22 protein-coding genes are annotated in these 24,351 nt (G+C 68.3%); 12 read left to right on the plus strand and 10 right to left on the minus strand.

Annotation, left to right across the window (positions count from 1 at the left end; translation table 11 throughout):
- The first annotated feature begins 2 nt into the window (after positions 1 to 2).
- Both EV667_RS16850 and EV667_RS16855 read left to right on the plus strand, forming a co-directional pair.
- Positions 3 to 1,244 carry an aromatic ring-hydroxylating oxygenase subunit alpha gene (locus EV667_RS16850; protein WP_131836510.1) on the plus strand — a complete coding sequence of 414 codons (1,242 nt, stop codon included), beginning with the start codon at positions 3 to 5 and terminating at the stop codon, positions 1,242 to 1,244.
- Positions 1,244 to 2,290: an FAD-binding oxidoreductase gene (locus EV667_RS16855; protein ID WP_131836511.1), complete on the plus strand. Its 1,047-nt coding sequence runs from the start codon at positions 1,244 to 1,246 to the stop codon at positions 2,288 to 2,290. The genes EV667_RS16850 and EV667_RS16855 overlap by 1 nt, the downstream gene beginning before the upstream one ends.
- A gap of 30 nt (positions 2,291 to 2,320) precedes the next feature.
- Here the strand turns inward: EV667_RS16855 and EV667_RS16860 are convergent, their stop codons facing one another.
- Entirely contained in the window at positions 2,321 to 2,764 is a 444-nt protein-coding gene (locus EV667_RS16860; protein WP_131836512.1) for an SRPBCC family protein, read from the minus strand.
- Between the two features lie 152 nt (positions 2,765 to 2,916).
- Between EV667_RS16860 and EV667_RS16865 the strand changes: the two genes are divergently transcribed.
- From EV667_RS16865 to EV667_RS16885, 5 genes are read left to right on the plus strand one after another with little or no spacing between them, the layout of a single operon-like run.
- The gene (locus EV667_RS16865; protein ID WP_131836513.1) at positions 2,917 to 3,333 is read left to right on the plus strand and encodes a VOC family protein; all 417 of its coding nucleotides are present in this window, start codon (positions 2,917 to 2,919) and stop codon (positions 3,331 to 3,333) included.
- A gap of 12 nt (positions 3,334 to 3,345) precedes the next feature.
- Positions 3,346 to 4,431: a WD40/YVTN/BNR-like repeat-containing protein gene (locus EV667_RS16870; protein WP_131836514.1), complete on the plus strand. Its 1,086-nt coding sequence runs from the start codon at positions 3,346 to 3,348 to the stop codon at positions 4,429 to 4,431.
- 5 nt (positions 4,432 to 4,436) lie between these two features.
- Positions 4,437 to 4,742, plus strand: coding sequence for a ubiquitin family protein (locus tag EV667_RS16875; RefSeq protein ID WP_131836515.1), 306 nt, complete (start codon positions 4,437 to 4,439; stop codon positions 4,740 to 4,742).
- Positions 4,743 to 4,767: 25 nt separating this feature from the next.
- Positions 4,768 to 5,139, plus strand: a complete 372-nt coding sequence (locus EV667_RS16880) for a YciI family protein (RefSeq protein ID WP_131836516.1) — start codon at positions 4,768 to 4,770, stop codon at positions 5,137 to 5,139.
- Positions 5,139 to 6,389: an RNA polymerase sigma factor gene (locus EV667_RS16885; RefSeq protein WP_131836517.1), complete on the plus strand. Its 1,251-nt coding sequence runs from the start codon at positions 5,139 to 5,141 to the stop codon at positions 6,387 to 6,389. The genes EV667_RS16880 and EV667_RS16885 overlap by 1 nt, the downstream gene beginning before the upstream one ends.
- 52 nt (positions 6,390 to 6,441) lie before the next feature.
- Here the strand turns inward: EV667_RS16885 and xth are convergent, their stop codons facing one another.
- From xth to EV667_RS16925, 8 genes are all read right to left on the minus strand, one after another.
- Positions 6,442 to 7,266 carry an exodeoxyribonuclease III gene (gene xth, locus EV667_RS16890; RefSeq protein ID WP_131836518.1) on the minus strand — a complete coding sequence of 275 codons (825 nt, stop codon included), beginning with the start codon at positions 7,264 to 7,266 and terminating at the stop codon, positions 6,442 to 6,444.
- Between the two features lie 61 nt (positions 7,267 to 7,327).
- Positions 7,328 to 9,439 (minus strand): catalase, encoded by a 2,112-nt coding sequence (gene katE / locus EV667_RS16895; protein WP_131836519.1) that lies wholly within the window; start codon positions 9,437 to 9,439, stop codon positions 7,328 to 7,330.
- 153 nt (positions 9,440 to 9,592) lie between these two features.
- Complete coding sequence (locus tag EV667_RS16900; RefSeq protein ID WP_131836520.1) at positions 9,593 to 10,126, minus strand: DNA-3-methyladenine glycosylase; 534 nt, start codon at positions 10,124 to 10,126, stop codon at positions 9,593 to 9,595.
- A gap of 73 nt (positions 10,127 to 10,199) precedes the next feature.
- Complete coding sequence (locus EV667_RS16905) at positions 10,200 to 11,165, minus strand: ABC transporter substrate-binding protein (RefSeq protein ID WP_131836521.1); 966 nt, start codon at positions 11,163 to 11,165, stop codon at positions 10,200 to 10,202.
- A gap of 27 nt (positions 11,166 to 11,192) precedes the next feature.
- Positions 11,193 to 12,230 (minus strand): ABC transporter permease, encoded by a 1,038-nt coding sequence (locus EV667_RS16910; RefSeq protein ID WP_165901638.1) that lies wholly within the window; start codon positions 12,228 to 12,230, stop codon positions 11,193 to 11,195.
- Positions 12,223 to 13,752 (minus strand): sugar ABC transporter ATP-binding protein, encoded by a 1,530-nt coding sequence (locus tag EV667_RS16915; RefSeq protein ID WP_131836522.1) that lies wholly within the window; start codon positions 13,750 to 13,752, stop codon positions 12,223 to 12,225. Before EV667_RS16915 ends, EV667_RS16910 begins: the two co-directional genes overlap by 8 nt.
- Positions 13,749 to 14,900 (minus strand): Gfo/Idh/MocA family protein, encoded by a 1,152-nt coding sequence (locus EV667_RS16920; RefSeq protein ID WP_207907788.1) that lies wholly within the window; start codon positions 14,898 to 14,900, stop codon positions 13,749 to 13,751. The genes EV667_RS16915 and EV667_RS16920 overlap by 4 nt, the downstream gene beginning before the upstream one ends.
- Entirely contained in the window at positions 14,897 to 15,955 is a 1,059-nt protein-coding gene (locus EV667_RS16925; RefSeq protein WP_131836523.1) for a sugar phosphate isomerase/epimerase family protein, read from the minus strand. Before EV667_RS16925 ends, EV667_RS16920 begins: the two co-directional genes overlap by 4 nt.
- Before the next feature lie 523 nt (positions 15,956 to 16,478).
- On the opposite strand from EV667_RS16925, the gene EV667_RS16930 reads away from it, so the two are divergent.
- Positions 16,479 to 18,977, plus strand: coding sequence for a glucan 1,4-alpha-glucosidase (locus EV667_RS16930; RefSeq protein WP_131836524.1), 2,499 nt, complete (start codon positions 16,479 to 16,481; stop codon positions 18,975 to 18,977).
- 13 nt (positions 18,978 to 18,990) lie between these two features.
- Positions 18,991 to 19,713 carry an ROK family protein gene (locus EV667_RS16935; protein ID WP_131836525.1) on the plus strand — a complete coding sequence of 241 codons (723 nt, stop codon included), beginning with the start codon at positions 18,991 to 18,993 and terminating at the stop codon, positions 19,711 to 19,713.
- 127 nt (positions 19,714 to 19,840) lie between these two features.
- Here EV667_RS16935 and EV667_RS16940 read toward each other — a convergent pair whose 3' ends face one another.
- Positions 19,841 to 21,091, minus strand: coding sequence for a Zn-dependent hydrolase (locus tag EV667_RS16940; protein WP_131836526.1), 1,251 nt, complete (start codon positions 21,089 to 21,091; stop codon positions 19,841 to 19,843).
- A 214-nt stretch (positions 21,092 to 21,305) separates the two neighbouring features.
- Here EV667_RS16940 and argE point away from each other — a divergent pair, with 214 nt between their 5' ends.
- The 3 genes from argE to EV667_RS16955 all read left to right on the plus strand — a co-directional run bounded on the left by argE (position 21,306) and on the right by EV667_RS16955 (position 24,344).
- A complete protein-coding gene (gene argE / locus EV667_RS16945; RefSeq protein ID WP_131836527.1) occupies positions 21,306 to 22,460 on the plus strand; it encodes an acetylornithine deacetylase in 1,155 nt (384 codons plus the stop codon).
- A gap of 189 nt (positions 22,461 to 22,649) precedes the next feature.
- A complete protein-coding gene (locus tag EV667_RS16950) occupies positions 22,650 to 23,783 on the plus strand; it encodes a catalase family peroxidase (protein WP_131836528.1) in 1,134 nt (377 codons plus the stop codon).
- Positions 23,784 to 23,786: 3 nt separating this feature from the next.
- Positions 23,787 to 24,344 (plus strand): cytochrome b, encoded by a 558-nt coding sequence (locus tag EV667_RS16955; RefSeq protein WP_131836529.1) that lies wholly within the window; start codon positions 23,787 to 23,789, stop codon positions 24,342 to 24,344.
- The last annotated feature ends 7 nt before the right edge of the window (positions 24,345 to 24,351 follow it).

The following is a 24,351-nucleotide window of genomic DNA, read 5'->3' on the forward strand; positions in this document are numbered from 1 at the left end:
CAATGAGCGCGAGCGAGAATGTGGCGGAACTGATGGCCCAGTACCGGACGGGCTTCAGCCTGCCGGGGCCGCTCTATTACGATGCCGATGTCTTCGAGATGGAGATGAAGGCCATCTTCGGCACGCAATGGCTGTTCGCGTGCAATGAGTGCGAGGTGAAGGAGCCGGGCGACTACCTCACGCTGGAGGTGGGCCGCAACTCCATCATCATCGTCCGCGACGACAATGGCGAGGTGCAGGCCTTCCACAACACCTGCCGGCACCGTGGCTCGCGCGTCTGCCAGGAGCACAAGGGCACGGTGGGACGGCTGGTCTGCCCCTATCACCAGTGGACCTACGACCTCGACGGCACACTGCTCTCCGCCACCCAGATGCCGGAGGATTTCGACCCGCGCCGCTATTCGCTCAAGCCGGTGCATGCCGCCAATGTGGCCGGCCTGATCTATATCTGCCTCGCCGAGGCCCCGCCCGATCTCGATCATTTCAAGCGGACCGTTACGCCCTACATCGCGCCGCACCAGCCGGCGCGCACCAAGGTGGCGTTTGAATCGGTGCTGATCGAGAAGGCCAACTGGAAGCTGGTCATCGAGAACAACCGCGAGTGCTACCACTGCGCCGGTAATCACCCGGAGCTTCTGGTCTCGCTGGTCGAGGCGGCGCTGCCCAACGACACCCGCACCCACTGGTTCAGCGAGCTGATGCTGCGCAAGGCGCAGGAATGGGACGCGCTCGGCCTGCCCCACCGGCCGGCCGATGGCGGCATCGAGTTCCGCTGCATCCGCCTGCCTTTCAACGAGGGCGTGACCTCGATGACCATGGACGGCAAGCCGGCCTGCAAGAAGCTGGTCGGCGACCTCACCGAGCGCGATCTCGGCTCGGTGCGGATGTTCCATGTGCCGAACAACTGGAACCACTTCCTCTCCGACCACATCATCCATTTCCGCGTGCTGCCCCGCGGGCCGATGGAGACTGAGGTGCGCACCACCTGGTTGGTGCACGAGGACGCCATCGAGGGATGGGATTACGACGTGGATCGGCTCAAGGAAGTCTGGCAGATCACCAACCAGCAGGACCAGCACCTGGCCGAGCAGAACTTCCTCGGCGTTCGGTCGGACGCCTATGAGCCCGGCCCCTATTCGCCCGCCGGCGAGTTCATGATCCTTGATTTCAATCGCTGGTACATGGCGACGCTGGCGGCGCATCTGCCGCCCGGCGCGCCGGGGCTGCGGGTGGCGGCCGAGTAATGACACCGCGCGATCTGCGGCTCGCCTGCGTCGGGCGGCGGCAGGAGACGGCCGATGTCGTCACCTTCGCCTTCCGCGAGGTCGGCGGCCAGCCGGTGAAGCACCTGCCCGGGCAGGCGCTGGCGCTCGCCCTGCCGCTGCCGGGGGAGACGGCGTGGCGCAGCTTTACCATCGCCTCCACGCCGACCCGGCCGGACGTGGTGGAGATCACCGTCAAGGCGGCCCCAGGCGGACATGCGACGCGCTGGATGCATGAGGCGCTGATCCCCGGCACCGAGATCACGGCGCGCGGGCCGGTCGGGCGGTTCTCGCTCGCCCATCATCACGCCCCCGCTTTCGCGCTGGTGTCGGGCGGCAGCGGCATCACCCCCATGATGTCGATGCTGCGCTGGCTGGCGGATCGCGGCGAGAGCGTGGACGTGGTGTTCCTTCACGCCGCGCGGACCCCCGCCGATGTGCTGTTCGCCGACGAACTGGCGGCGCTGGACCGGCAGATGCCGAGCCTGCGGATCGTCACCTCCGTCGCCGATGTTCCCGCCGGCCAGAGCTGGGCCGGGTTTCGCGGCACCATCGACCGGCGGAGCATGGCGCTGATGGTGCCGGACCTCGCCCGGCGCGAGGTGTTCTGCTGCGGGCCGGGCGGCTTCATGGCCGCGATCGGGCGCATTTTCGACGCCGAAGGCGGCGAGGAGGCGCGCTTCCACACCGAAAGCTTCGGCGCCGCCAGAACCCTGGCCGACGCGGTCGTGCCTCTCGCGGTCGCCGAAGTGCCCGCCCCGGCGCCGGGACTCCGGCTGACCATTGACGGGCGCCACTTTCCGGCCACGCCGGGGCAGACCGTCCTGGCCGCCGCGCGGGCCGGCGGCCTCGTCATCCCCACCGGCTGCGGCGAGGGCATGTGCGGCACCTGCCGGGTGAGGAAGCTCGGCGGCGAGGTGGCGATGATCCACAAGGGCGGCCTTTCCGCTCGCGAGGAGCGCCAGGGCTATATCCTCGCCTGCTGCGCCCGGCTCAATGGCGATGTCGAGGTGTCGACGGCGCGCTGACCCCGCCAGAGACCCGCGCGCCGGCCAACGCTATTCGCGGAGTTCCGGCTCGACCAGCTGCGCGAGATTCTTCAGTGAGTCCTGCCAGCCGAGATAACAGGCCTCGGGCGGAATGAGGTCGGGTATGCCTTCCTGCACGATGTCCAGTTCGGTGCCGACCGAGACCTCTTTCAAGGTCACGCTCACCAGCATGTCGCCGGGAAGGGCGGGATCGTCGAAGCGGTCGTTGTAGCGCAGGCTCTTTCCGGGGCTCAGCTCCAGATAGGTGCCGCCGAAAGTGTGGCTGGCGTCGGTCGTGAAGTTGCGAAACGCCATGCGGAACGTGCCGCCGACGCGGGCGTCGAGATGATGCACCGTGCAGACAAAGCCGTTCGGCGGAAGCCATTTGGCCAGCGCGTCCGCCTCGATGAAGGCGCGATAGACCTTTTCCGGGCGGGTTGCGAGGACGCGGTGCAGGCGTATCGTGCTGGGCATGGCGATTGAGCCTCCTGAATGTGGGTCGTGCCAAAGGACGAATGGCCCTTGCCGGCCCCGACACCGACCGAAGATTTTTTTCGTGGCGCTGTCGGTTCCGCGCCCCGTCCATCGTCCTTGGGGCCTAGAGGGCAGTCAAAGGGAGAACCACGATGAACGTGCAGGCTTACCTGATGTTCAACGGCCGCACCGAGGAGGCACTCGCCTATTACACGCAGGCGATCGGCGCGGAAGTGACCGCGTTGATGCGTTTTGGCGAGGCGCCGGAGGCCCCGCCGCCCGGCATGGTGCCGGACGGTTGGGACGACAAGGTGATGCATGCCAGCTTCCGCGTCGGCGAGGCCGAGCTGATGGCCTCGGATGGCTCCCAGTCGGACGCTGCGGGGTTTGCCGGCGTCTCGCTGGCGCTCTCGGTCGCGACAAAGGAAGAGGCCGAGACGCGGTTCGCCGCGCTTGCCGAGGGCGGCGAGGTGACGATGCCGCTCGGCCCCACCTTCTTCGCCCCGGCCTTCGGCTCGCTGGTCGACCGTTTCGGCGTGTCGTGGCTGGTCGTGGTGGCGGTCAAGTGAGGGGAGGGGACGATGGCACGGCAGGTTTTCGTTCTGGTCGGCACCCGCAAGGGCGCCTTTGTGCTTGAGAGCGACGCGGCCCGCCGCTCCTGGCAGCTGCGCGGGCCGTTCTGCGAGACATGGCCGACCAATCATGTGATCGCTGACCCATTGAGCGGCACGCTCTATGCCGGCGGCGGCAATGAATGGTTCGGCCCGGCGGTGTGGAAGTCGACCGATCTCGGCGCGAGCTGGACCCATTCGAGCCAGGGCCTCGCCTATGAGGCCGGGCAGGCGCCGGTGAAGGCGGTGTGGAGCCTCGCCGCGGGCGCGGACGGCACACTCTATGCCGGGGTGGAGCCGGCGGGGCTTTTCCGCAGCACCGATGGCGGGGAGAGCTGGAGCCATGTCGACGGGCTGCAGAAACACCCGAGCCGGCCGGAATGGAACCCCGGCGGCGCCGGGCTGATCCTGCATTCGCTGGTGCTCGACCCGTCCGACCCGAACAAGATCTGGGTTGGCATCTCGGCCGCCGGGGTGTTCGCCAGCGAGGATGGCGGCGCCACCTGGGAGGCCCGCAATCGCGGCACCCGCGCCGACTTCATGCCGGAGGGGCAGAATTATCCCGAATTCGGCCAGTGCGTGCACTGCCTCGTCATGGCGCCGGGCCGGCGCGGCCGGCTCTACCAGCAGAACCATTGCGGCATGTACCGTTCCGACGATGGCGGCCGCAGCTGGGAGAGCATCGAAGAGGGCCTGCCCTCCTCCTTCGGCTTCCCGGCGGCGGTGCATCCGCACGACCCCGATGGCCTCTACCTCATTCCGCTGAACGGCGACATCAAGGGGCGCTTCATGCCGGAGGGCAACGCTGCTGTCTGGCGCACGCGCGATGCCGGCGCCAGCTGGCAGGCGAACCGCACCGGCCTGCCGCAGGGTGGCGCCTATTTCAACGTACTGCGCCAGGCCATGGCGACCGACACGCTGGAACCGGCCGGGGTGTATTTCGGCAGCAATGCCGGCGGCCTCTACGCCAGCGCCGACGAGGGTGCGAGCTGGGACTGCGTAGCGCCGCACCTGCCGACCATCACCTCGGTCGAGACGCTGGTACTGGAGCGGTGAAGGCCATGGACGAGGCTGGCGAGAAGATGGAGGCGGCGCGGCCCGCACCCGTCCTCGTGCGCCTGCCGGCGCATCTCGTCGTGCTGTTTCCCGGCGCCGACCGGCTGGTGCCGCTTCATGCTGCCAGCGTCGCGGAAATGGTGGAGGGGCTCGACGCGCTCTGGCCCGGCATGCGCGAGCGCATCTGCGACGAGACGCCGGCGATAAGGCGCCATATCAACGTCTTCGTCGACGGGAGGCGTGCGCGACTCGCAACCCCGCTCACGCCCGGCGCCGACGTGTTCGTCATCACCGCGATCAGCGGCGGCTGATCCCTCCCTCGCGAAAGGTCCTTCCATGTTCTACGCCCTGCTCTGCTACCACCAGGAAGACGTCGTCTGCGCCTGGACCAAGGAAGAGGACGACGCGGTGATGCAGAAACTCGCCGTGGTGCAGGAGCGGCTCGCCAAGGCGGGCAAGCTCGGGCCGGTGGCGCGGCTGCTGCCGACAACCGCCGCCACCACGCTGCGCAAGGACCAGGACCCGCCTCTGGTGCTCGACGGCCCCTTCGCCGAGACCAAGGAGCAGCTGCTGGGCTTCTACCTCCTCGACTGCGCCGATCTGGAGGAGGCGCTCGGCATCGCGCGCGAACTCGGCGCCGCCAATCCCGGTGGCTCCTATGAGATCCGCCCGGTCGGCCTGTTCGTCGATGGCGGCGCGCGGCCCTGATGGACGAGGCGCGCGCGATCGGCACCACGCTCACGGCCGCGCGCCCGCAGGCTCTGGCGGCGCTGCTGCGCTATTTCCGCGACCTCGACCTCGCCGAGGAAGCCTTCCAGGAGGCGTGCCTGCGGGCGCTGCGGACCTGGCCGCAGAACGGCCCGCCGCGCGACCCGGCCGCCTGGCTCATCTTCGTTGGCCGCAATGTCGCGCTCGATAGCGTGCGCCGTCGGGCGAGGCAGACCGAGCTGCCGCCGGAAGAAATCCTTTCCGACACCGAAGACGCCGAGGCGGACGTCGTCGCACGCATGGATGGCGCGCATTACCGCGACGACGTGCTGCGCCTCCTGTTCATCTGCTGCCATCCCGAACTGCCGGCGACGCAGCAGATCGCGCTCGCCTTGCGGATCGTCTCCGGGCTCTCCATCGGCCAGATCGCCCGCGCCTTCCTGGTCAGCGAGGCGGCGATGGAACAGCGCATCACTCGGGCCAAGGCCCGCATCGCCCGTGCGCAAAGCGGGGAGGGCGGGGTGCCCTTCGAGCCGCCCGGCCCGGTGGAGCGGGCGGAGCGGCTCGGCGTGGTCGCGGCCATGCTCTACCTCGTCTTCAACGAGGGCTATTCCGCCGCCGGCGACCAGACGCAGGCCCGCGAGCCGCTGTGCGAGGAGGCGATCCGCCTCGCCCGGCTGCTGCTGCGGCTGTTCCCGGCCGAGCCGGAGATCATGGGCCTTGCCGCGCTCATGCTGCTGCAACATGCCCGCGCCGCCGCCCGGTTCGACACTGACGGCGCGGTCATCCTGCTCGACCGGCAGGACCGCGCCCAGTGGAACCGTGCGATGATTGCCGAAGGGCTCGCGCTTCTCGACAAGGCGATGCGCCACCGCCGGCCCGGCCCTTATCAGGTGCAGGCGGCGATCGCGGCGCTGCACGCGCGGGCGGAAAAGCCGGAGGACACCGACTGGGCGCAGATCGATCTTCTCTATGGCACGCTGGAAATCCTGCAACCTTCGCCGGTGGTGACGCTCAACCGCGCGGTGGCGATCTCCAAGCTGCGCGGGCCGGAAGCGGCGCTCGCGATGGTGGAACCGCTGGGCGACCGGCTGGGGGGCTACTTCCACTATCACGGCCTGCGCGGTGCGCTGCTGATGCAACTCGGCCGCACGAGGGAGGCGCGCGAGGGCTTCATGACCGCGATCAGCCTCGCCACCACGCCCGCCGAAGCGGCGCATATCCGCAGTCATCTCGACGGGTTGAAATGAGCGGCGCGTGCTCACTCTTGGAGTTGGAGGGCGATTTGGCGATCTGATTGATTCAATCTGATCGGATCGCACTCGAGCGCGCGGCTTTCCGCCGGGCCGGGCGGGCGGGCGCCAGCTCGATCCAGACCGGGGCGTGGTCGCTCGCCTTCTCCCACCCGCGCACGGCGCGGTCGACGCCGGCGGCGATCAAGCGGGGCGCAACGGTCGGGCTGAGCAGCAGATGATCGAGCCGCAGCCCGGCGTCGCGCTCGAAGGCGTGGCGGAGATAATCCCAGAAGGTATAGAGCCGCGCCTCCGGGTGCAGAGCGCGCAGCGCATCGGTCCAGCCCTGCGCGGCCAGCGCGTGAAACGCTGCTCGCACCTCGGGCCGGAACAGCGCGTCGTCGACCCAGCGCTCGGGCTTGTAGACGTCGAGCGCGGTAGGCATGACATTGTAGTCGCCGGCGAGGATCACCGGCACGTCGAGCGCCAGCAGTTCCGCCGCATGCGCCGCCAGCCGCGCGAACCAGCGCAGCTTGTAGTCGAGCTTGGCCCCCGGCGCGGGATTGCCGTTCGGCAGATAGAGGCAGGCGATCACCATGCCCTCGACCGCCGCCTCGATATAGCGGGCCTGCGCGTCGTCAGGATCGCCCGGCAGTCCGCGCCTTGTCTCGATGGGCTCGCGCCCCCGGGCAAGGATGGCGACGCCGTTCCAGCTTTTCTGGCCGTGCCAGATGGCGCCATAGCCGGCCTGCTCGATGGCGCGGATCGGAAAGCGCGCGTCCGGCGCTTTCAGCTCCTGCAGGCACACGACATCCGGGCGCGCCTCCTCCAGCCAGCGCAGCAGCACCGGCAGGCGGCCATTGATGCCGTTGACGTTGAAAGTGGCGATCTTCATGGGTCGCACGCGTCACCGGGGCGAAACGCTTCCGTCACGGTCCGCCCCGGTGCGCTTTTCCTCAAAGTTTGACGGCACCTTCCCGCGCCCACAGGCGCAGCGATCGGCAGCTTTCGATGAAGGCGTCGACCGACGCGCCATCCTTTAGCGCGATCAGCCCCTCGTCTTCATCCGGAGCGACGCCGGCCTTGGCCATCAGCGGCACGGCGGCGGCGGTGAAGCCGATGAACTTGCAGTGGGCGAAGGCGTCCGCCACGAAATCGCGCGCCGCCGCCTCGCCGGCGAGCCGCTCGGCCCCTTCCTCGGACAGCAAGAGCGCCACCGCGTCGAACAGCACGGAGGGCCCGCCGTCGATCATGTGATGGGCCGGAAGCTTGCTGCCGTCGGCGGTCTCTACGCCGCCGACCTTGGGCGCCACCAGCTCCATCGTCGCCCCTTCCGCCGCCAGCGCTTCTTGCAGTGCCTTCAGCAGCTTCCCGTCGCAGCCATTACTGACCAGAACGCCCACCTTGCGGCCCTTGAAGCTCTTCGGCCCGTTCTCGATGATACTGAGCGCGGGCGAGGCCGGCAGGTCGTCACGCGGGGTCACGGCCGCGTCGGCGGGCTTGGGCAGCTTCTCGATGCCGAGCTTGTCGGCCACCGTGGCGCCCAGCGCCTCGTCGATGTTGAGCAGATGCGCCACCATCCGCTCGCGAATGACCACGTCCTCTACCTTGCTCAGCTCGAAGGTCAGTGCCATGGCGATGTGCTTCTGCTCCGGCCCGGTCTGGCTGTTGAAGAACTGCCGCGCCTGGCTGTAATGGTCGGCGAAGCTCTCGGGCCGCAGCCGCACCTTCGGCGCGTCGATCTCTTCGGCAAAGGAGCGGAAGCCGCGCGCCGGGTCGGGGCGCGGGCCTTCGCCGCGCGAATTGGGCTGGTAGTTGGTGCGCCCCACCGGGTTGCGCATCGCCATATGCCCGTCCTGCTGGAAATGCGCGAAGGGGCATTTGGGCGCGTTGATCGGGATATGGGTGAAGTTCGGGCTGCCGAGGCGCTTCAGCTGGGTGTCGAGATAGGAGAAGTTGCGGCCCTGCAGCAGCGGGTCGTTGGAGAAGTCGATGCCCGGCGGCACGTTCTGGGTCATGAACGCCACCTGCTCGGTCTCGGCGAAGAAATTATCCGGCATCCGGTCCAGCACCAGCCGGCCGACGGGCACCGGCTTGATGATCTCCTCGGGGATCAGCTTGGTGGGGTCGAGCAAATCGAAATCGAAGCTGTCGGCAAACTTCTGGTCGAATAGCTGCACGCACAGTTCCCATTCCGGGAAATTGCCGGACTGGATCGCCTCCCACAGGTCGCGCCGATGGAAATCCGGGTCGGCGCCGTTGATCTTCACCGCCTCGTTCCAGACGACGGATTGCAGGCCGAGCTTGGGCTTCCAGATGAACTTGACGAAGGTGGATTCGTCCTTCGCGTTGAGGAGGCGGAAGGTGTGGACGCCGAAGCCTTCCATGAAGCGGAAGGAGCGCGGGATCGCCCGGTCGGACATGACCCACATGATCATGTGCATGGATTCCGGGGTCAGCGAGATGAAGTCCCAGAAATTGTCGTGCGCCGACTGCGCCTGCGGGAAGCCGCGGTCGGGCTCGGGCTTTACCGCGTGGATGACATCAGGAAATTTGATGGCGTCCTGGATAAAGAACACCGGGATGTTATTGCCGACGAGGTCCCAGTTGCCCTCCTGCGTGTAGATCTTCACCGCGAAGCCGCGCACGTCGCGGGCGAGGTCGAAGGAGCCCTTGGAACCCGCCACTGTCGAGAAGCGGACAAAGGCCGGCGTCTTCTCGCCGGGGCGCTGGAACAGGTCGGCGCGGGTGTATTTGGCCAGCGATTCGTAAGTCTCGAAATAACCGTGGGCGCCATAGCCGCGGGCGTGCACCACGCGCTCGGGAATCCGCTCATGGTCGAAATGGAACATCTTCTCGCGGAAGTGGAAGTCCTCGATGAGGGCCGGGCCGCGCGCGCCGACCTTCAGCGTGTTCTGGTCGTCGGCGACGGGTCCGCCCTGGGCGGTGGTGAGGACCGGCGTGTCGCCTTGCGCGAACTGATGCAGCTCGCCGCCATTCCCGCGCGAAAGCGTCTGGTCGTGGATCGTCGCGGTGGAACCTGCTGCCCCCTTGGCCTTGCGTGCCATATGTGCGCTCCCTCGGCATGTGAGTGTGATCCGGCGTCCCACTAACCCGAGGCGCCGGGTTTCGTTGCCGCCGAGAGCGTCACGGCAGTCAGGATTCGCGCCGGTCGGCGCGTCAGCTTCGCCGGCTACCGGCCGGGGGTATTCCTGTGGAGGTCAGGCGAAGCGCCGGCTGAGGAAGGGCGAGCCGCGCAGGCCGAAGCGCCAGGGTTCAGCCACGGCCTTCGAGATGCCGATGCGGGGCCCGCTGACAATGTCGGGCGTGCCGTCGCGGTCGCACCAGTCGAAGGGCGGCCCATCGAGCGGGGCGCCATCGAGGGCGCCGGTGATGGCGAGCGCCTGGGTGAGCCGCCCGGGCCCGGAGCAAAGCCCGGCCGCGCCCCCGCGCCGCGCCGTCATGCGCTCCAGCCCGATCAGCGGCGCCAGCGCCCGCACCAGCACGGCGCCATGGTCTTCCGCCACGATGTTGAAGCACCAGTGCAGGCCGTAGGAGCGGTAGACATAGGCGTGAAAGGGCGGCCCGAACATCGCGGCATTGCGCCGTCCCGGGCCGGAAAAACTGTGCGAGGCGGGGTCGTCGCGTAGATAGGCCTCGGTCTCGACGATGACGCCGCCGACCCCATCGACCAGCAGCGTCACGCCGATCAGCCGGGGGGCGAGCGCGAGCGCGTCGCCGTCGAAAAGCGTCATGGAGCGTCGTCAGATTATGCGGGCCAGGAGGAGGGGGCGCGCGGCCCCCTCCGGAGCGCGTATGGTGGAGCCCTTAGAACGGGCTGTCCGGGAAGTAGAACTGCGCCGCATTCTCCGGCGTGATCAGTGTCGAGCCGATGATGAAGCGGCCATAGACCGGGGTGTCGGAGACGAAGCGCAGCGCGGTGACTTCCAGCGCCGTGGCGATCTGCCCCGGGGTGTAGGACACGTCGACCGGAATCTGCGGGTCCTTGTCCATGACGCGCTTGATCATCTCCTTCATGCCGGCGCCGCCGACGATCCACATCTCCTTCTGCCGGCCGGCCTGGGCGATGGCCTCCATGACGCCGATCGCCATGTCGTCATCGGCCGCCCACACGGCGTCGATCTGCTTGTGCTTGGACAGGTAGTCCTGCATCACCGAGAACGCCTTGTCGCGGTTCCAGTTGCCGTGCTGCATGTCGAGGATCTCGATCCCCGAGCCGGCAATGGCGGCCTGGAACGCGTCGACGCGCTCATTGTCGAGCGTGGTCGGGATGCCGCGCAGCACCACGATCTTGGCGCCGGACTTCAGATTGGCCTTGAAGTACTCGCCCGAGACCCGGCCGAAGGCGGTGTTGTCGCCGGCGACATAGAGGTCCTCGATGCCGGGCTGCGACAGGCCGCGATCGACCACCGTCACCCATTTGCCGGCGTCCTTCACCGCCTTGACCGGGCTGGTCAGCGGCTCGGATTCGAACGGCAGTACCACCAGTGCGTCGATGTTGCGGGTCGCCACCATGTCCTCGATGTCGTTGACCTGCTTGCCGACATTGCCGGCGGTTGCGAGCACGAATTCGAGGTTGGGATAGGTCGCCTTCAGCCGCGTGATGGCCTGCTGCGCGTGCCAGTTCAGCCCGCCCATGTAGCCGTGGGTGGCGGAGGGGATCGAGACGCCGATCACCGCCTTCTTGCCCTGCGCCATGGCGGGCAGGGAAAGGCCGGCGGCGGCGGTGGCGGTGCCAATGGCAGCCGTGGTGAGAAATGTCCTGCGTTCCATGTGTGTTTCCTCCCGTTATTTCCGCTCTCAGGCGGATGATTTGCTGCGCTGGAGAACCACCGCGAGCACGATGATGACGCCCTGGATCGTCCCGTTGAGATAGGGCGAGACGAGGTCGGCCAGGATCAGGATGTTGTCGATCAGGCTGAGGATCAGCACGCCGATCACCGTGCCCCACACCCGGCCATAGCCGCCCTTGAGCGCGGTGCCGCCGATGATGACGGCGGCGATCGCCTCCAGCTCCCACAGCATGCCCGTGGTGCCGGAAGCCGAGCCGAGACGCGGCACATACATGACGGTAGCCAGCCCGACGAGCAGGCCGAGCAGCACATAGGTCATCAACCTTATGCGCTCGACATTCACCGCCGAATACAGCGCGACCTTGTCATTGGAGCCGATAGCCTCGCAGTAGCGGCCGAAGCGCGTGTGGCGCATGGCGATCTGCCCGGCGATGGCGACCAGCGCAAAGACGATGATCGGCCAGGCGATGCCGAACAGGCCGGAATAATAGACCGGCCGGTAGAGCTGGCGGACGGCGAAATCGAGGCTGATCGTGCCGCCATCGGCCAGCCACGTCACCAGCGAGCGGAAGATGCCCATGGTGCCGAGCGTGACGATGAACGGCTCGATCCGCGCCTTTGTCACCAGAAGCCCGTTGCCGAGCCCGGCCAGCAGCCCGGCGCCGAGGGCGATGGCCATGCCGGCGAGGATCAACGGCACGCCGACGCCCATCGTCGGTAGCAGCGCGTTCATGGCGAGGATCATCACCCCGGCGATGAACGCCGCCATCGAGCCGACCGAGAGGTCGAGCCCGCCGGAGGTGATGACGAAGGTCATCCCCACCGCGATCATGCCGATGAACGCGGAGCGGGCCAGCACGTTGGTGACGTTGCCGGCGGAGAGGAAGTTCTCGTTGAGGTAGGCGCCGAGCGCCACCAGCAGGATGAGCGCCAGCAGCGGGCCGAGCGCGGAGAGGCCCGGCAGGCGCGCGGTGAGGGACGGAGCAGCGGCAGCCTGCTTTGCAAGGTCGGCCCGCGCGGTGTCGGGGCGCGTTGTGTCAGACATGGGCGGCGCTTCCTGAAGTCTGTTCGTTGGTGCCCATGACGAGGCGCACCACGGCGTTCTCGGTGAGGCGCTCGCCGTACAGCTCGCCGGCGATCCGGCCGTGGCGCATCACCAGCACACGGTCGGACAGCCCGAGAATTTCCGGCATGTCGGAGGAGATGACGATGACGCTGCGCCCCTCGGCGGCGAGCGCGTCGATGAAGGCGTAGATCTGGCTCTTGGTGCCGACATCGATGCCGCGTGTCGGCTCGTCGATGATCACCACTTCGGGGTCGCCGAGCATGGTCTTGGCGAGCAGCAGCTTCTGCTGGTTGCCGCCCGAGAGATTGCCCACCTTCATGTCGCGGCGCGGGGCGCGAATGTCGAATTCGCCGATCGCCCGTGTCAGCGCCGCTTCCTCGCGTCCGGAATCGATGAAGACCGTGCCGAAGCGGGCCAGCGTGGAGAGGGTGAGGTTATCCGTCAGGTTCTTGTCGAGCAGGAGCCCGTGCTCCTTGCGGTCCTCGGTGAGGTAGGCCATGCCGCGCGCTGCGGCCTCGCGCACCGAGCCGACATGCACGGGCACGCCATGGCGCAAAATCTCGCCGGTAGCGGCGCGAAGGCCTACCAGCCCTTCCGCGAGCTCGGTACGGCCCGAGCCGACGAGGCCGGAAATGCCCAGCACCTCGCCGCGCCGCAGGGTGAAGGAAATGTCCCTCACCAGGGGCGGCACGGAAAAGCCGCGCACCTCCAGCGCCACCGCGCCGGCATGGTGGCGCTTGGGCGGGTAGATGTCCTCCAGCTTGCGCCCGACCATGGCGGTGGCCATGCCGTCCTCGGTCAGTTCGCCGCGCCCGGCCTGCCGCACCACCGCGCCGTCGCGCAGCACGGTGACGCGGTCGGCGAGGCGGGTAATCTCCTCCAGCCGATGCGAGGTGTAGAGCAGCGCCACGCCCTGCGCCCGCAGCCGCTCGATCTGGCGGAAGAGCACCTCGACCTCTTTATGGGTGAGCACGGCCGAAGGCTCATCCATGATCAGCACCCGCGCCTTGCGGGCGAGCGCCTTGGCGATCTCCACCATCTGACGGTCGGAAACGGGCAGGTCGCGGATGCGGCTGTCCGGACGGATCGGGCTGTCGAGTTCATCGAGCAGCGCCTGCGTCCCCGCCCGCATCGCCCGATGGTCGAGGAAAAGCCCGCCCAGCTCGCGCCCGAGAAAAATGTTCTCGGTGACGGTGAGGTCGGGGGCAAGGTTGAACTCCTGGTGGATCACCACCACGCCCACAGCTTCCGCCTGCGCGCCGCTGGCGTAGGGTGCGGGCTTGCCGTCGAGCCGCACCGCGCCGGAGGTGGGGGCGAGGAACCCGCCGAGGATTTTCATGATCGTCGACTTGCCGGCGCCGTTCTCGCCGATCAGCGCGTGCACCTCGCCGGCGTGGAGCGCGAAGTCGATGCCGTGCAGTATCTCGATCGGCCCGAAGCTCTTGCGCACATCGACGAGTTCGAGCACCGGGGCGTCTACGCGCTCCGGGGCGGCGCTCATAGCGTCACCCAGCCGGCATTGCGGCGGGAGGACTGCACGCAGGCCTCCACGAATCGCATGCCCGCCAACCCGTCCGCCAGCGTCGGGTAAATCACGCCTTCCGGCGCCGGCTCACCCGCCTGATGGGCGCGGATGGCGCGGGCGGCCTCGGCATAGATGTTGGCGAAGCCTTCCAGATAACCTTCCGGGTGGCCGGGCGGAATGCGCGAGACCCGGCCCGCTTCCGGCCCCGCCCCCGCGCCGTTGCGGGTGATGCGGCGCTTGGGTTCGCCGAAGGGGGTGAACCAGAGGGAGTTCGGTTCCTCCTGCGCCCATTCCAGCCCGCCCTTGTCGCCATAGAGGCGCAGGCGCAGGCCGTTCTCGTTCCCGGGCGCCACCTGGCTCGCCCACAGCATGCCGCGTGCGCCGCCCGCAAAGCGCAGCAGCACATGGGCGTTGTCGTCCAGCGCCCGGCCGGGAACGAAGGTCTGGAGGTCCGCCGCCAGCGCTTCCGCCGTCAGGCCGGAGACGAAGCCGGCGAGGTTGTAGGCATGGGTGCCGATATCGCCGGTCGCCCCGCCGGCGCCGGAACGTTCCGGGTCGGTGCGCCATTCCGCCTGCTTGGAGCCGGTCTTCTCCGCCGCCTCGGTCAGCCACTCCTGGACATATTCGACCTGCACCAGACGGAGGCGGCCGAGGTCTCGCGCCGCCACCATGGCGCGGGCCTGCCGGATCATCGGGTAGCCGGTGTAGTTGTGGGTGAGAATGAACAGCGCCTTGGATGCCTCCGCCACCTTGGCCAGCTTCTTCGCCTCGGCCATGGTCGCGGTCAGCGGCTTGTCGCAGATGACGTGGATGCCGCGCTTGAGGAACTCGATGGCCGGGCCGGCATGCATGTGGTTGGGGGTGACGATGGCCACCGCCTCGACGCCGTCCTTGCGCCGCGCCTCGCCTTTCGCCATGGCGAGATAGTCGTCATAGGCGCGGGCGATCCCCAGCGCCTGCGCCGAGGCGCGGGACTTCTCCGGGGTGGAGGAAAGCGCGCCGGCAATGAGGGTGAATTCACCGTCGAGCCGGGCGGCGATGCGATGCACGGCGCCGATGAAGGCGCCCGAGCCGCCGCCGACCATGCCCAGCCGCAGGGGGGCTTTCGCGACGGGGCCGCTCATCGGTCCAGCCCCAGCAAGGCGCGATTGGCGGCGCGGTCGGTGGCGCCGGCTGCGAAGTCGTCGAACGCCTTCTCGGTCACGCGAATGATGTGGTTCTTGACGAACTCAGCCCCCTCGCGCGCGCCGTCCTCGGGGTGCTTGAGGCAGCATTCCCACTCGACCACCGCCCAGCCGTCGAAATTCATCTCGGCGAATTTGGAGAAGATGGCGCCGAAATCGACCTGCCCGTCGCCCGGGCTGCGGAAGCGGCCGGCGCGCTTCAGCCAAGGCTGGTAGCCGCCATACACGCCCTTGCGGCCGGTCGGGTTGAACTCGGCATCCTTCACATGGAACATGCCGATGCGTTCGGCATAGATGTCGAGATGGTCGAGATAATCGAGCTGCTGCAGCACGTAATGCGAGGGGTCGTAGAGCATTTTCGCGCGCGGGTGATTATCGATGCGCTCCAGGAACATCTCGAACGTGTCGCCGTCGTGCAAATCTTCGCCGGGGTGGATCTCGAAGCAGAGGTCGACGCCGCAGGAATCGGCATGGTCGAGCAGCGGGCGCCAGCGCCGCGCCAGTTCGTCGAACGCCTCTTCCACCAGCCCGGCCGGGCGCTGCGGCCACGGGTACACATAGGGCCAAGCCAGCGCGCCGGAGAACGTGACCATTGCGGTGAGGCCCAGATGCTTCGAGGCGGTGAGCGCCTTCTTCATCTGGTCGACCGCCCATTCCTGCCGCGCGGCCGGATTGCCGCGCACCTCAGGTGCCGCGAAACCGTCGAACATCGCGTCATAGGCGGGATGCACCGCGACCAGCTGACCCTGCAAATGGGTGGACAGTTCGGTGACGACGACCCCGTTCTGCGAGCCCTGCCCGGCCCATTCCGAGCACCAGTCGCGCGAGGCGGCGGCCTTGTCGAGATCGAGAATGCGCGGGTCGTTGGTCGGCACCTGCACGCCGGCATAGCCGCACTCGGCGGCCCAGCGTGTGATGTTGTGCCAGCTGTCGAAGGGCGCGTCTGTCCCGATGAACTGGGCCAGAAACAGGCCCGGCCCCTTGATGGTCCGCATGTTTTCCTCCCGACCGCCGCAGCGGCCCACCGTTGTGCTTTTATCGTTGGCTGTCCGCAGCGTAACGCAGTTCGGTTACGCATCAAGGGCAATCATGATGTACGTATGTCAATTCTCCCCGACGTCCGGGAACCCTTGGCAGGGCGGGGGTCGCGCCTGCCGACACACGGCAGAGCGCGGTAAATTAATACGACGTCCGGGCGCTCCTCGCTGGATTCGCACCCAGTCTCGATGCTCGGCAAGGCCGCGCGCCGCGCGTCGCGTTGAGGGCGCGGGGATGGCAATAGCGGCTGGCGGGCGCGGTGCCGAGGTAGCTTGATGTGCGCACGTCATTCTCTATCGGTTGAGACCGGGCCAATCTCGCGTTGCGGCGGCATTAAAGACCCGCCCGCCATGCCCGATTGACCGCACCGGAAATCTCTCGCAGGTTCCCCGATGGGGCACGGGAGGCGCGCGCGCCGGGCTGGCCCGGCCCGCCAAGCAAGGATCGCCCGTCTTCAAGGGCGCGTGAGTGGGGAAAACGATGAGCACGGATGGAGAACTCACACCGCCCGGCGGCCCCGGCGGGCCGGCGCGCTGGACATCGAGCGCCAAGGTCGGCGTCGGCACGGCGCGCACGGCGGCGAGCCGGCTGTGGTTCACGCTGAGCCACGGCATCCTCAACGAGATCTACTATCCCCGCGTCGACACCGCCTGCACCCGCGATTTCGGCTTTCTCGTCACTGGGCCCGACGGCTATTTCGCCGAGGAAAAGCGGGATGCCGAGCACGAAGTGGGCGTGCTCGAACATGGCGTGCCGGCCTATCACCTGCTCAACACCGCCAATGACGGGCGCTGGCGCATCCAGAAGCAGATTCTCACCGATCCGCGCCGGGAAGTGCTGATCCAGAAGGTCACCTTCGAGGCGCTGATCGGCGACATCTCGGACTACCGTCTGTTCGTGCTGCTGGCGCCGCATCTGCTCAATGCGGGTGCTGACAACACCGGCTGGGTCGGCGAGTACAAGGGCACGCCGATGGTGTTCGCCTCCGGCCGTCGCGGCCAGTCGCTCGCAGTGGCGTGCTCGGTGCCGTGGAAAGCGCGTTCCGTCGGCTATGTCGGCACCTCGGATGGCTGGCAGCAACTGAACGAGAGCGGCGAGCTCAATGAGCGCTACCAGCGGGCGGAATGCGGCAACATCGCGCTCAGCGCGGAAATCGACCTTGCCGCCTGCGATGGCGAAATGCTGGTTGCGCTCGGCTTCGGCGCCCGGCCGGAGGAGGCCGGCTTCCGCGCCGTCTCCAGCCTGCAGGAGGGCTTCGAGGAGTTGCGCCGCACCTATGTGCAGGGCTGGCGCGCCTGGCAGGGGGCGCTGCTGCCGCTCGACCATCCGCAGAACCGCTCGAACATCAATGCCTATCGCGCCAGCACCATCGTGCTCGCCACCCACCAGCCCAGCTCCGTGCCTGGCGCCATCATCGCCAGCCTTTCGATTCCGTGGGGCTTCAACAAGGGCGACGAGGACCTCGGCGGCTATCACCTCGTCTGGCCGCGCGACCTGGTGGAGAACGCCGGCGGCCTGCTCGCGGCCGGCGCCTCCGACGAGGCGAAGTCGGTGCTGGGCTATCTGCGCTCCATCCAGGAGACAGACGGCCATTGGTCGCAGAATGTCTGGCTCGACGGCGCGCCCTATTGGGGCGGCGTGCAGATGGACGAATGCGCCTTCCCCATCCTGCTGGCCGACATGATCCGCCGCGGCGGCCACTTCGCCCGTGGCGAGCTCGACAGCTACATGGACATGATCGCGCGCGCCGCGCGCTTCATCGTGCTCAACGGCCCCGTCACCGGGCAGGACCGCTGGGAGGAGGATGCCGGCTATTCGCCGTTCACCCTGGCGGCGGAAATCTCCGCCCTGCTCGCCGCCGCCGAGATGATGGACCTGTTCGGCCGCAAGGACGAGGCGCAGTATCTGCGCGAGAAGGCGGATGCGTGGAACGACTCGATCGAGCACTGGACCTTCGCCACCGGCACGGATCTGGCGGACAAGCTGGGGGTGGAGGGCTATTATGTGCGCGTCGCCCCGCCGGAGACGGCGGACGCGGCGTCCCCGCTGGATGGCTTCGTGCCGGTGAAGAACCGCCCGCCGGGCGACAGCGACCGGCCGGCGGCGCAGCTCATCTCGCCGGACGCGCTGGCGCTGGTCCGCTTCGGCCTGCGCGCGCCGGACGACCCGCGCATCCTCGCCACCATCAAGGCGATCGACGCCATCCTCAAGGTCGAGCTGCCGCAGGGCCCGGTCTGGTACCGCTACAATGGCGACGGCTATGGTGAGCACGAGGACGGTTCGCCCTTCGACGGCACCGGCATCGGCCGCGCCTGGCCGCTGCTCACCGGCGAGCGCGCCCATTACGAGATCGCCGCCGGGAATCTGGTGCGGGCCGGGCAACTGCTGGTCACGCTGGAGGACTGCGCCGGGCCGGGCGGGCTGCTGCCCGAACAGGTGTGGGACCAGGACGACATTCCCGAGCGGGAGCTGTTCAAGGGTCGCCCGTCGGGCAGCGCCATGCCTTTGGTCTGGGCCCATTCCGAGCACATCAAGCTCATGCGCTCGCTGCGGGACGGCAAGGTGTTCGACACGCCGCCGCAGACCGTGCAGCGCTATCTCGTGGACAAGGTGACATCGCCGCGCCGCCTCTGGCATTTCAACCAGAAACTGCGCTCGCTGCCCGCCGGGCTTGCCTTACGTATCGAGCTACAGGCGCCGGCCACCATCCACTGGTCGCTCGACGGCTGGGCCACTACGCACGACACGTCCACGCACCCCAACCCCTTCGGCCTCCACATCGCCGACCTGCCGACCACCGGCGCGCACCATGGCGGGCACCTGCGGTTCACCTTCTTGTGGACCGAGTCGGGCACCTGGGAGGGCGAGGATTTCACCGTCACCATCGACGGCGAGCACCCGCTCTTCCACGCCAGTGCCGACGAGGACGATCACGAGGTGAGCCGGCGGGTCGCCGAGCCCGCGCAAGCGTCGAGTTGAGAGGATGAACCAGATGACAGAGAAGACGGCCGCGAGCGGCACGGCGGGCATTCTCGCGGTCGATGTCGGCGGCACCGGGCTGAAATGCGCGGTGATCGACGACCACGGAACCATGATTTCCGAGCGCGAGAAGGTCGAGACGCCCCATCCCTGCCACCCCGACGCACTGCTCGACGCCTATGCCGGCATGGCGGCCAAGCACCCGGCCTTCGACCGTATCTCCATCGGTTTCCCCGGCGTGGTGCGCAACGGCAAGGTGCTGACCGCGCCCAATCTCGGCACCGAGCTGTGGGAGGGCTTCGCGCTGGCCGACGCGATGGCGAAGCGCCTCGGCGCGCCGGCGCGGCTGATCAACGACGCTGAAATGCAGGGCTATGGCATCATCTCCGGCAAGGGGCTGGAGATGGTGATGACGCTGGGCACCGGCGCCGGCACCGCGCTGTTCCGCGACGGCGAACTGATGCCGCACATGGAACTGGCGCACCATCCGGTGCACGACAACCTGACCTATGACGAATATCTCGGCGTCGCCGCTTATGAGAAGCACGGCAAGAAGCACTGGAACCACCACGTGAAGCGAGTGATCGAGCTGCTCTACGTGCTGCTGCACTATGACCATCTCTATCTCGGCGGCGGCAATGCCAAGCATGTCGAGATCGACCTGCCGGCCAATGTGAGCCTCGCCAATAACGATGCCGGCCTCACCGGCGGCGCCGCGCTCTGGCGGAAGGGCTGAGGGCGGGGGGAACCCGGGCTTGGCCGGGGACCCAGTCATTCGGTGCTTTCAAGCCTGATCGCCAAAACCCGTGCCACGCCGCTTCGCATGCCCGGCACGGGCCCGGGCATGCGGGTGCGCGGCGCGGCTATTCCACCACCTCGGCGGCCTGCAGCACGGCCTGCAGCAGCACATCCGTGCCGGCGCCGGCCCATTCCGGGCTGATCTCCTCCGCCTCATTGTGGCTGAGCCCGTCGACACAGGGGCAGAAGATCATGGCGGAGGGCATGGTCTTCGCCACCCAGCACGCGTCGTGCCCCGCGCCCGACACCATGTCGCGGTGCGAATAGCCCAGCCGTCCCGCACCGGCGCGCAAATCCGCCAGCAGCGCCTCGTCGAAGGCGGTAGGGTCGAAGGCGCCCACTTCCTCGATCGCCACCCCGATGCCGAGGTCCGCCGCCACCTCCCGCGCCGCCTGCTTCACCTGATCCGACATCGACGTCAGCACGGCCAGCTCGGGATGGCGCAGATCGGCGGTGAACACCACCGTGCCCGGCAGGATGTTGCGCGAGTTCGGTGCGAAGACGATCTGCCCCACCGCGCCGACCGCCTTCGGCCCATGGGCGCGGGTGATGCTCTCGATGCGGTCGATGATGCGGGCCGCGCCGAGGCTGGCATTCAGCCGCCGGTCCATCGGCGTGGTGCCGGTGTGGGCCGCGCGCCCGGTCAGCGTCACCTCGACCCAGCGCAGCCCCTGGCCATGGGTGACGATGCCGATATCCACCCCTTCCTCTTCGAGGATGGGTCCCTGCTCGATATGCAGCTCGAAATAGGCGTGGCCCTTGCGCTGGCCCACCGGCTCCTCGCCTTTGAACCCGATGCGCTCCAACTCGTCGCCAAGACGCAGGCCGTCGGCGTCGGTGCGGTCATAGGCCCAGTCCAGCGCGTGGACGCCGGCATAGACGCCGGAGGCGACCATGGCGGGGGGAAAGCGCGAGCCTTCCTCATTGGTCCAGTTCACCACCTCCACCGGCCGGCGGGTGCGCAGGCCGAGATCGTTCAGGGTCCGCACCACTTCCAGCGCCGCCAGCACGCCGAGTACGCCGTCATATTTGCCGCCGGTCGGCTGGGTGTCGAGATGCGAGCCGATCAGGATGGGCAGGGCGTCCGGGTCGGTCCCCTCGCGGCGGGCGAACATCGAGCCCATGGCGTCGACCCCCACCTTCATGCCCGCCGCCTCGCACCAGCGCTGGAACAGCAGGCGTCCCTCGCGGTCGGCATCGGTCAGCGCCTGCCGGTTGTTGCCGCCCGCAATGCCGGGACCGATCTGCGCCATCTCCATCAGGCTGCCCCACAGCCGCCCGCCATCGACGCGCATATTGCCGGTCTGCTGGTTCATCCGCTCGCTCTCCTACAAAGCCTTGTTGGGTGCGCATGTTAGGGGTGCCGCCTCCGGCGTCCAAGGCTTCTGGGACTAATTTTCCGGCAGGCCCGTTTTGGCGCCAGCTTCGGCTTTTCCGATCCAGACAATGCCAAATTAATGGTTTGCCAATGGCCCGCCGCCCGTCATCCTGCCGGCACGATACCCCGTTCTCCTCCTTGCCGGCCCGCTCATGACCGCCTCCCGACCGATCGAGATCCTGGAACGGCTGATCGCCTTTCCCACTGTCAGCCGCGAGTCCAATCTCGCTCTCATCGACTATGTCCGCGATCTTCTGGCACCGCTCGGCGCGCGGTTGACGCTGGTGCACAACGAGGCCGGCACCAAGGCCAATCTTCACGCCGTGCTCGGTCCGCCGGGCGGTGGCGGCGTGCTGCTCTCCGGCCATACCGACGTGGTGCCGGTGGAGGGACAGGCGTGGACCAGCGACCCGTTCCGCCTCACCGCGCGCGGCGACCATCTGCTCGGGCGCGGCAGCTGCGACATGAAGGGGTTTCTCGCCTGCGTGCTGGCGGCCGCCGAGACGGCGGCGACACGGCGCCTCGCGCGCCCGCTGCACATGGCGTTCAGCTATGACGAGGAGATCGGCTGCGTCGGCGTGCGCGGGCTGATCGAGCGGCTGGTGGGCAGCGCAGACCTGCCGGCGCTGTGTGTCATCGGCGAGCCGACGATGTTGGAGACCGTCGTCGCCCATAAGGGCAAGCTGGCGGCGCGCGTCACCTGCCGGGGGCGGGAATGCCATTCCAGCCACGCCCCCGAGGGGCTGAACGCGATCCACCTCGCCGCCGATATGCTGGGCGAGATGCGGTCGATGCAGGACGAGCTCACTGCGGGGCCACGCGATGACGCCTATGCCGTGCCCTTCACCACGGTGCATGCCGGCACCATCCATGGCGGCACCGCGCTCAACATCGTGCCCAATGGCTGCACGGTGGAATTCGAGATCCGCAACCTGCCGGGCGACGATCCCGCCCTTGTGATGGACCGGCTGTTCGACAAGGCGGCCGAACTCACCCGGCAGTCTCAGGCGCGCTTTCCCGGCACCGGCGTGGAAATCGACCTCGTCAACGCCTATCCCGGTCTGGAGACCCCGCCCGAGGCCGAGGTGGTGGCGATGATGCGCCGGCTGAACGGTGAGGGTCCGCTGCGCAAAATCGCCTTCGGTACCGAGGGCGGCCTGTTCCGCGAAAGGCTCGGCATTCCCACCGTCGTGTGCGGGCCGGGCGACATACGCGACGCCCACAAGCCGGACGAATATGTCAGCCGCGACCAGCTCGCCCGCTGCGCGGTGATGCTGGGCCGGCTGGTGGACGAGATCAGCGCCTGAACGGGCGCGCCCGCAGGTCCTGCCACGGCATCGTGAACGGCGGCGGCCGTGCACCGTTCAAAAGGGATAAACAATTGCAGTCCCGGCTCCTCTGCTGCGGGGCCGTCGGTCCGTTGCCGGAATGGCGCGTCAGTTCGCGCGCCCGGCGTGACGGATCGCGTGTGGCCTCTTACCCGGGAGCTCCTTTCAATGATCTCGAAACCACCCGATCGCAGCCGTTACCGGCTGTGGCCGCCAAGCACCGGTGTCCTCGCCGGGCTGGGGGTGACCGGCCTGGTACTGGCCGGCGTGGCCGGCGCCTTTGCTTATACGGTCGGCCTCCTCTCGCCCGGCGCGCTTACCCAGACGCGCATCGTCGACCGTTTCCAGGCCGTCAACGGCATTCATCCCGGCTTCAGGCGCAACCACGCGAAGGGCGTCTGCGTCACCGGCACCTTCGCCGGCAATGGCGCCGGCGCCCGCCTTTCCCGGGCCGCCGTCTTCGGGTCGGGCGCCGTTCCGGTTGTCGGCCGCTTCGCGGTCGGCATCGGCAAGCCTTTTTTGCCCGACACCGGGGCCGAGGTGCGCAGTCTCGCGCTCAGCTTCCGCCCGGCCAGCGGGGGCGAGTGGCGCACGGGCATGAACGACATTCCGGTGTTTCCGGTGAACACGGCGGACGGCTTCTACGGGCTCCTCGCCGCCTCGGCCGCCGACCCCGCGACCGGCAAGCCGGACCCGGCGCAGATGACGGCCTTCCTCGGCACCCATCCCGAAACGGCGCGGGCGCTCGGCCTCATCAAGGCGCGGCCGGTCTCATCCGGCTTCGCCGATGCGCGCTATAATGGCTTGAACGCCTTCCGCTTCGTCGACAGTTCAGGTGCTTCCACGCCCGTGCGCTGGTCGATGGTGGCGCTCGATCCTTTCGTCGCGCAGGTGCCACCGTCCGGCGCGGCACGCGAACCCAACTACCTTTTCGACGGCCTCGTCGCCCGCCTCCAGCAAGGCCCGCTGCGCTACCGCCTCGTCATCACCGTGGGCCAGCCCGGCGACCCGACGAACGACGCGACCCTGCCCTGGCCGGCCGGGCGCGAGGAGATCGATGCCGGCACGCTGACCCTCGACCATGTGGAGGCCGAAGGCCCCGGCAATTGCCGCGACATCAATTACGACCCGCTGGTGCTGCCCGACGGTATCGCCACTTCCAACGACCCGCTGCTGAGCGCCCGCTCCGCGGCCTATTCGGTTTCCTTCACCCGCCGCGCCGGCGAGCCGAAGACGCCGAGCGAGGTTCAAGTGCCGGCGCGCCCGCCAGCGACGCCCGGCGTCCCGGCGACGGGAGGTTGAACGATGGATACCCCGCGTTTCGCCCTTTTCTCGCGCCTGCTGCACTGGCTGATGGCGCTGATGATCCTCGCCATGCTGTTCATCGGCATCGGCATGGTTGCCTCGCTCGCCGACTATCACTGGCTGCTGTCGATCCACCGCCCGCTCGGCATCGCTATCCTGGCGCTCGTCGCGGTGCGTCTGGTGAACCGCCAGCTGAACCCGCCCCCGCCGCTGCCGGCGGACATGCCGCCCGTGCTGCGGTTCGCGGCGCATGCCTCGCATGTCGCGCTCTACGCGCTGATGCTGGCCGTGCCGCTGGTCGGCTGGGCGATGCTCTCGGCCGGCCGCCTGCCGGTCGTGCTGTACGGCGGGTTGGAGCTTCCGCCGATCGTGCCGCAGGACGTCATGCTCTACGCCTGGCTGAGGGCGGCCCACACGGCGCTGGCGCTCGCGCTGTTCGCCACGTTCCTCCTCCACCTCGCTGCCGCGCTGATGCACGGGCTGGTGTTCCGCGATGGCGTGTTCGCCAGCATGGCCTCGCTGCGGGCCAGGCGCGGCACGCCCGGCCGACCGGGCTGAGGCGGCG

Origin of the sequence: Ancylobacter aquaticus (genome assembly GCF_004339465.1) — a bacterium.
GTDB lineage: Bacteria > Pseudomonadota > Alphaproteobacteria > Rhizobiales > Xanthobacteraceae > Ancylobacter > Ancylobacter aquaticus.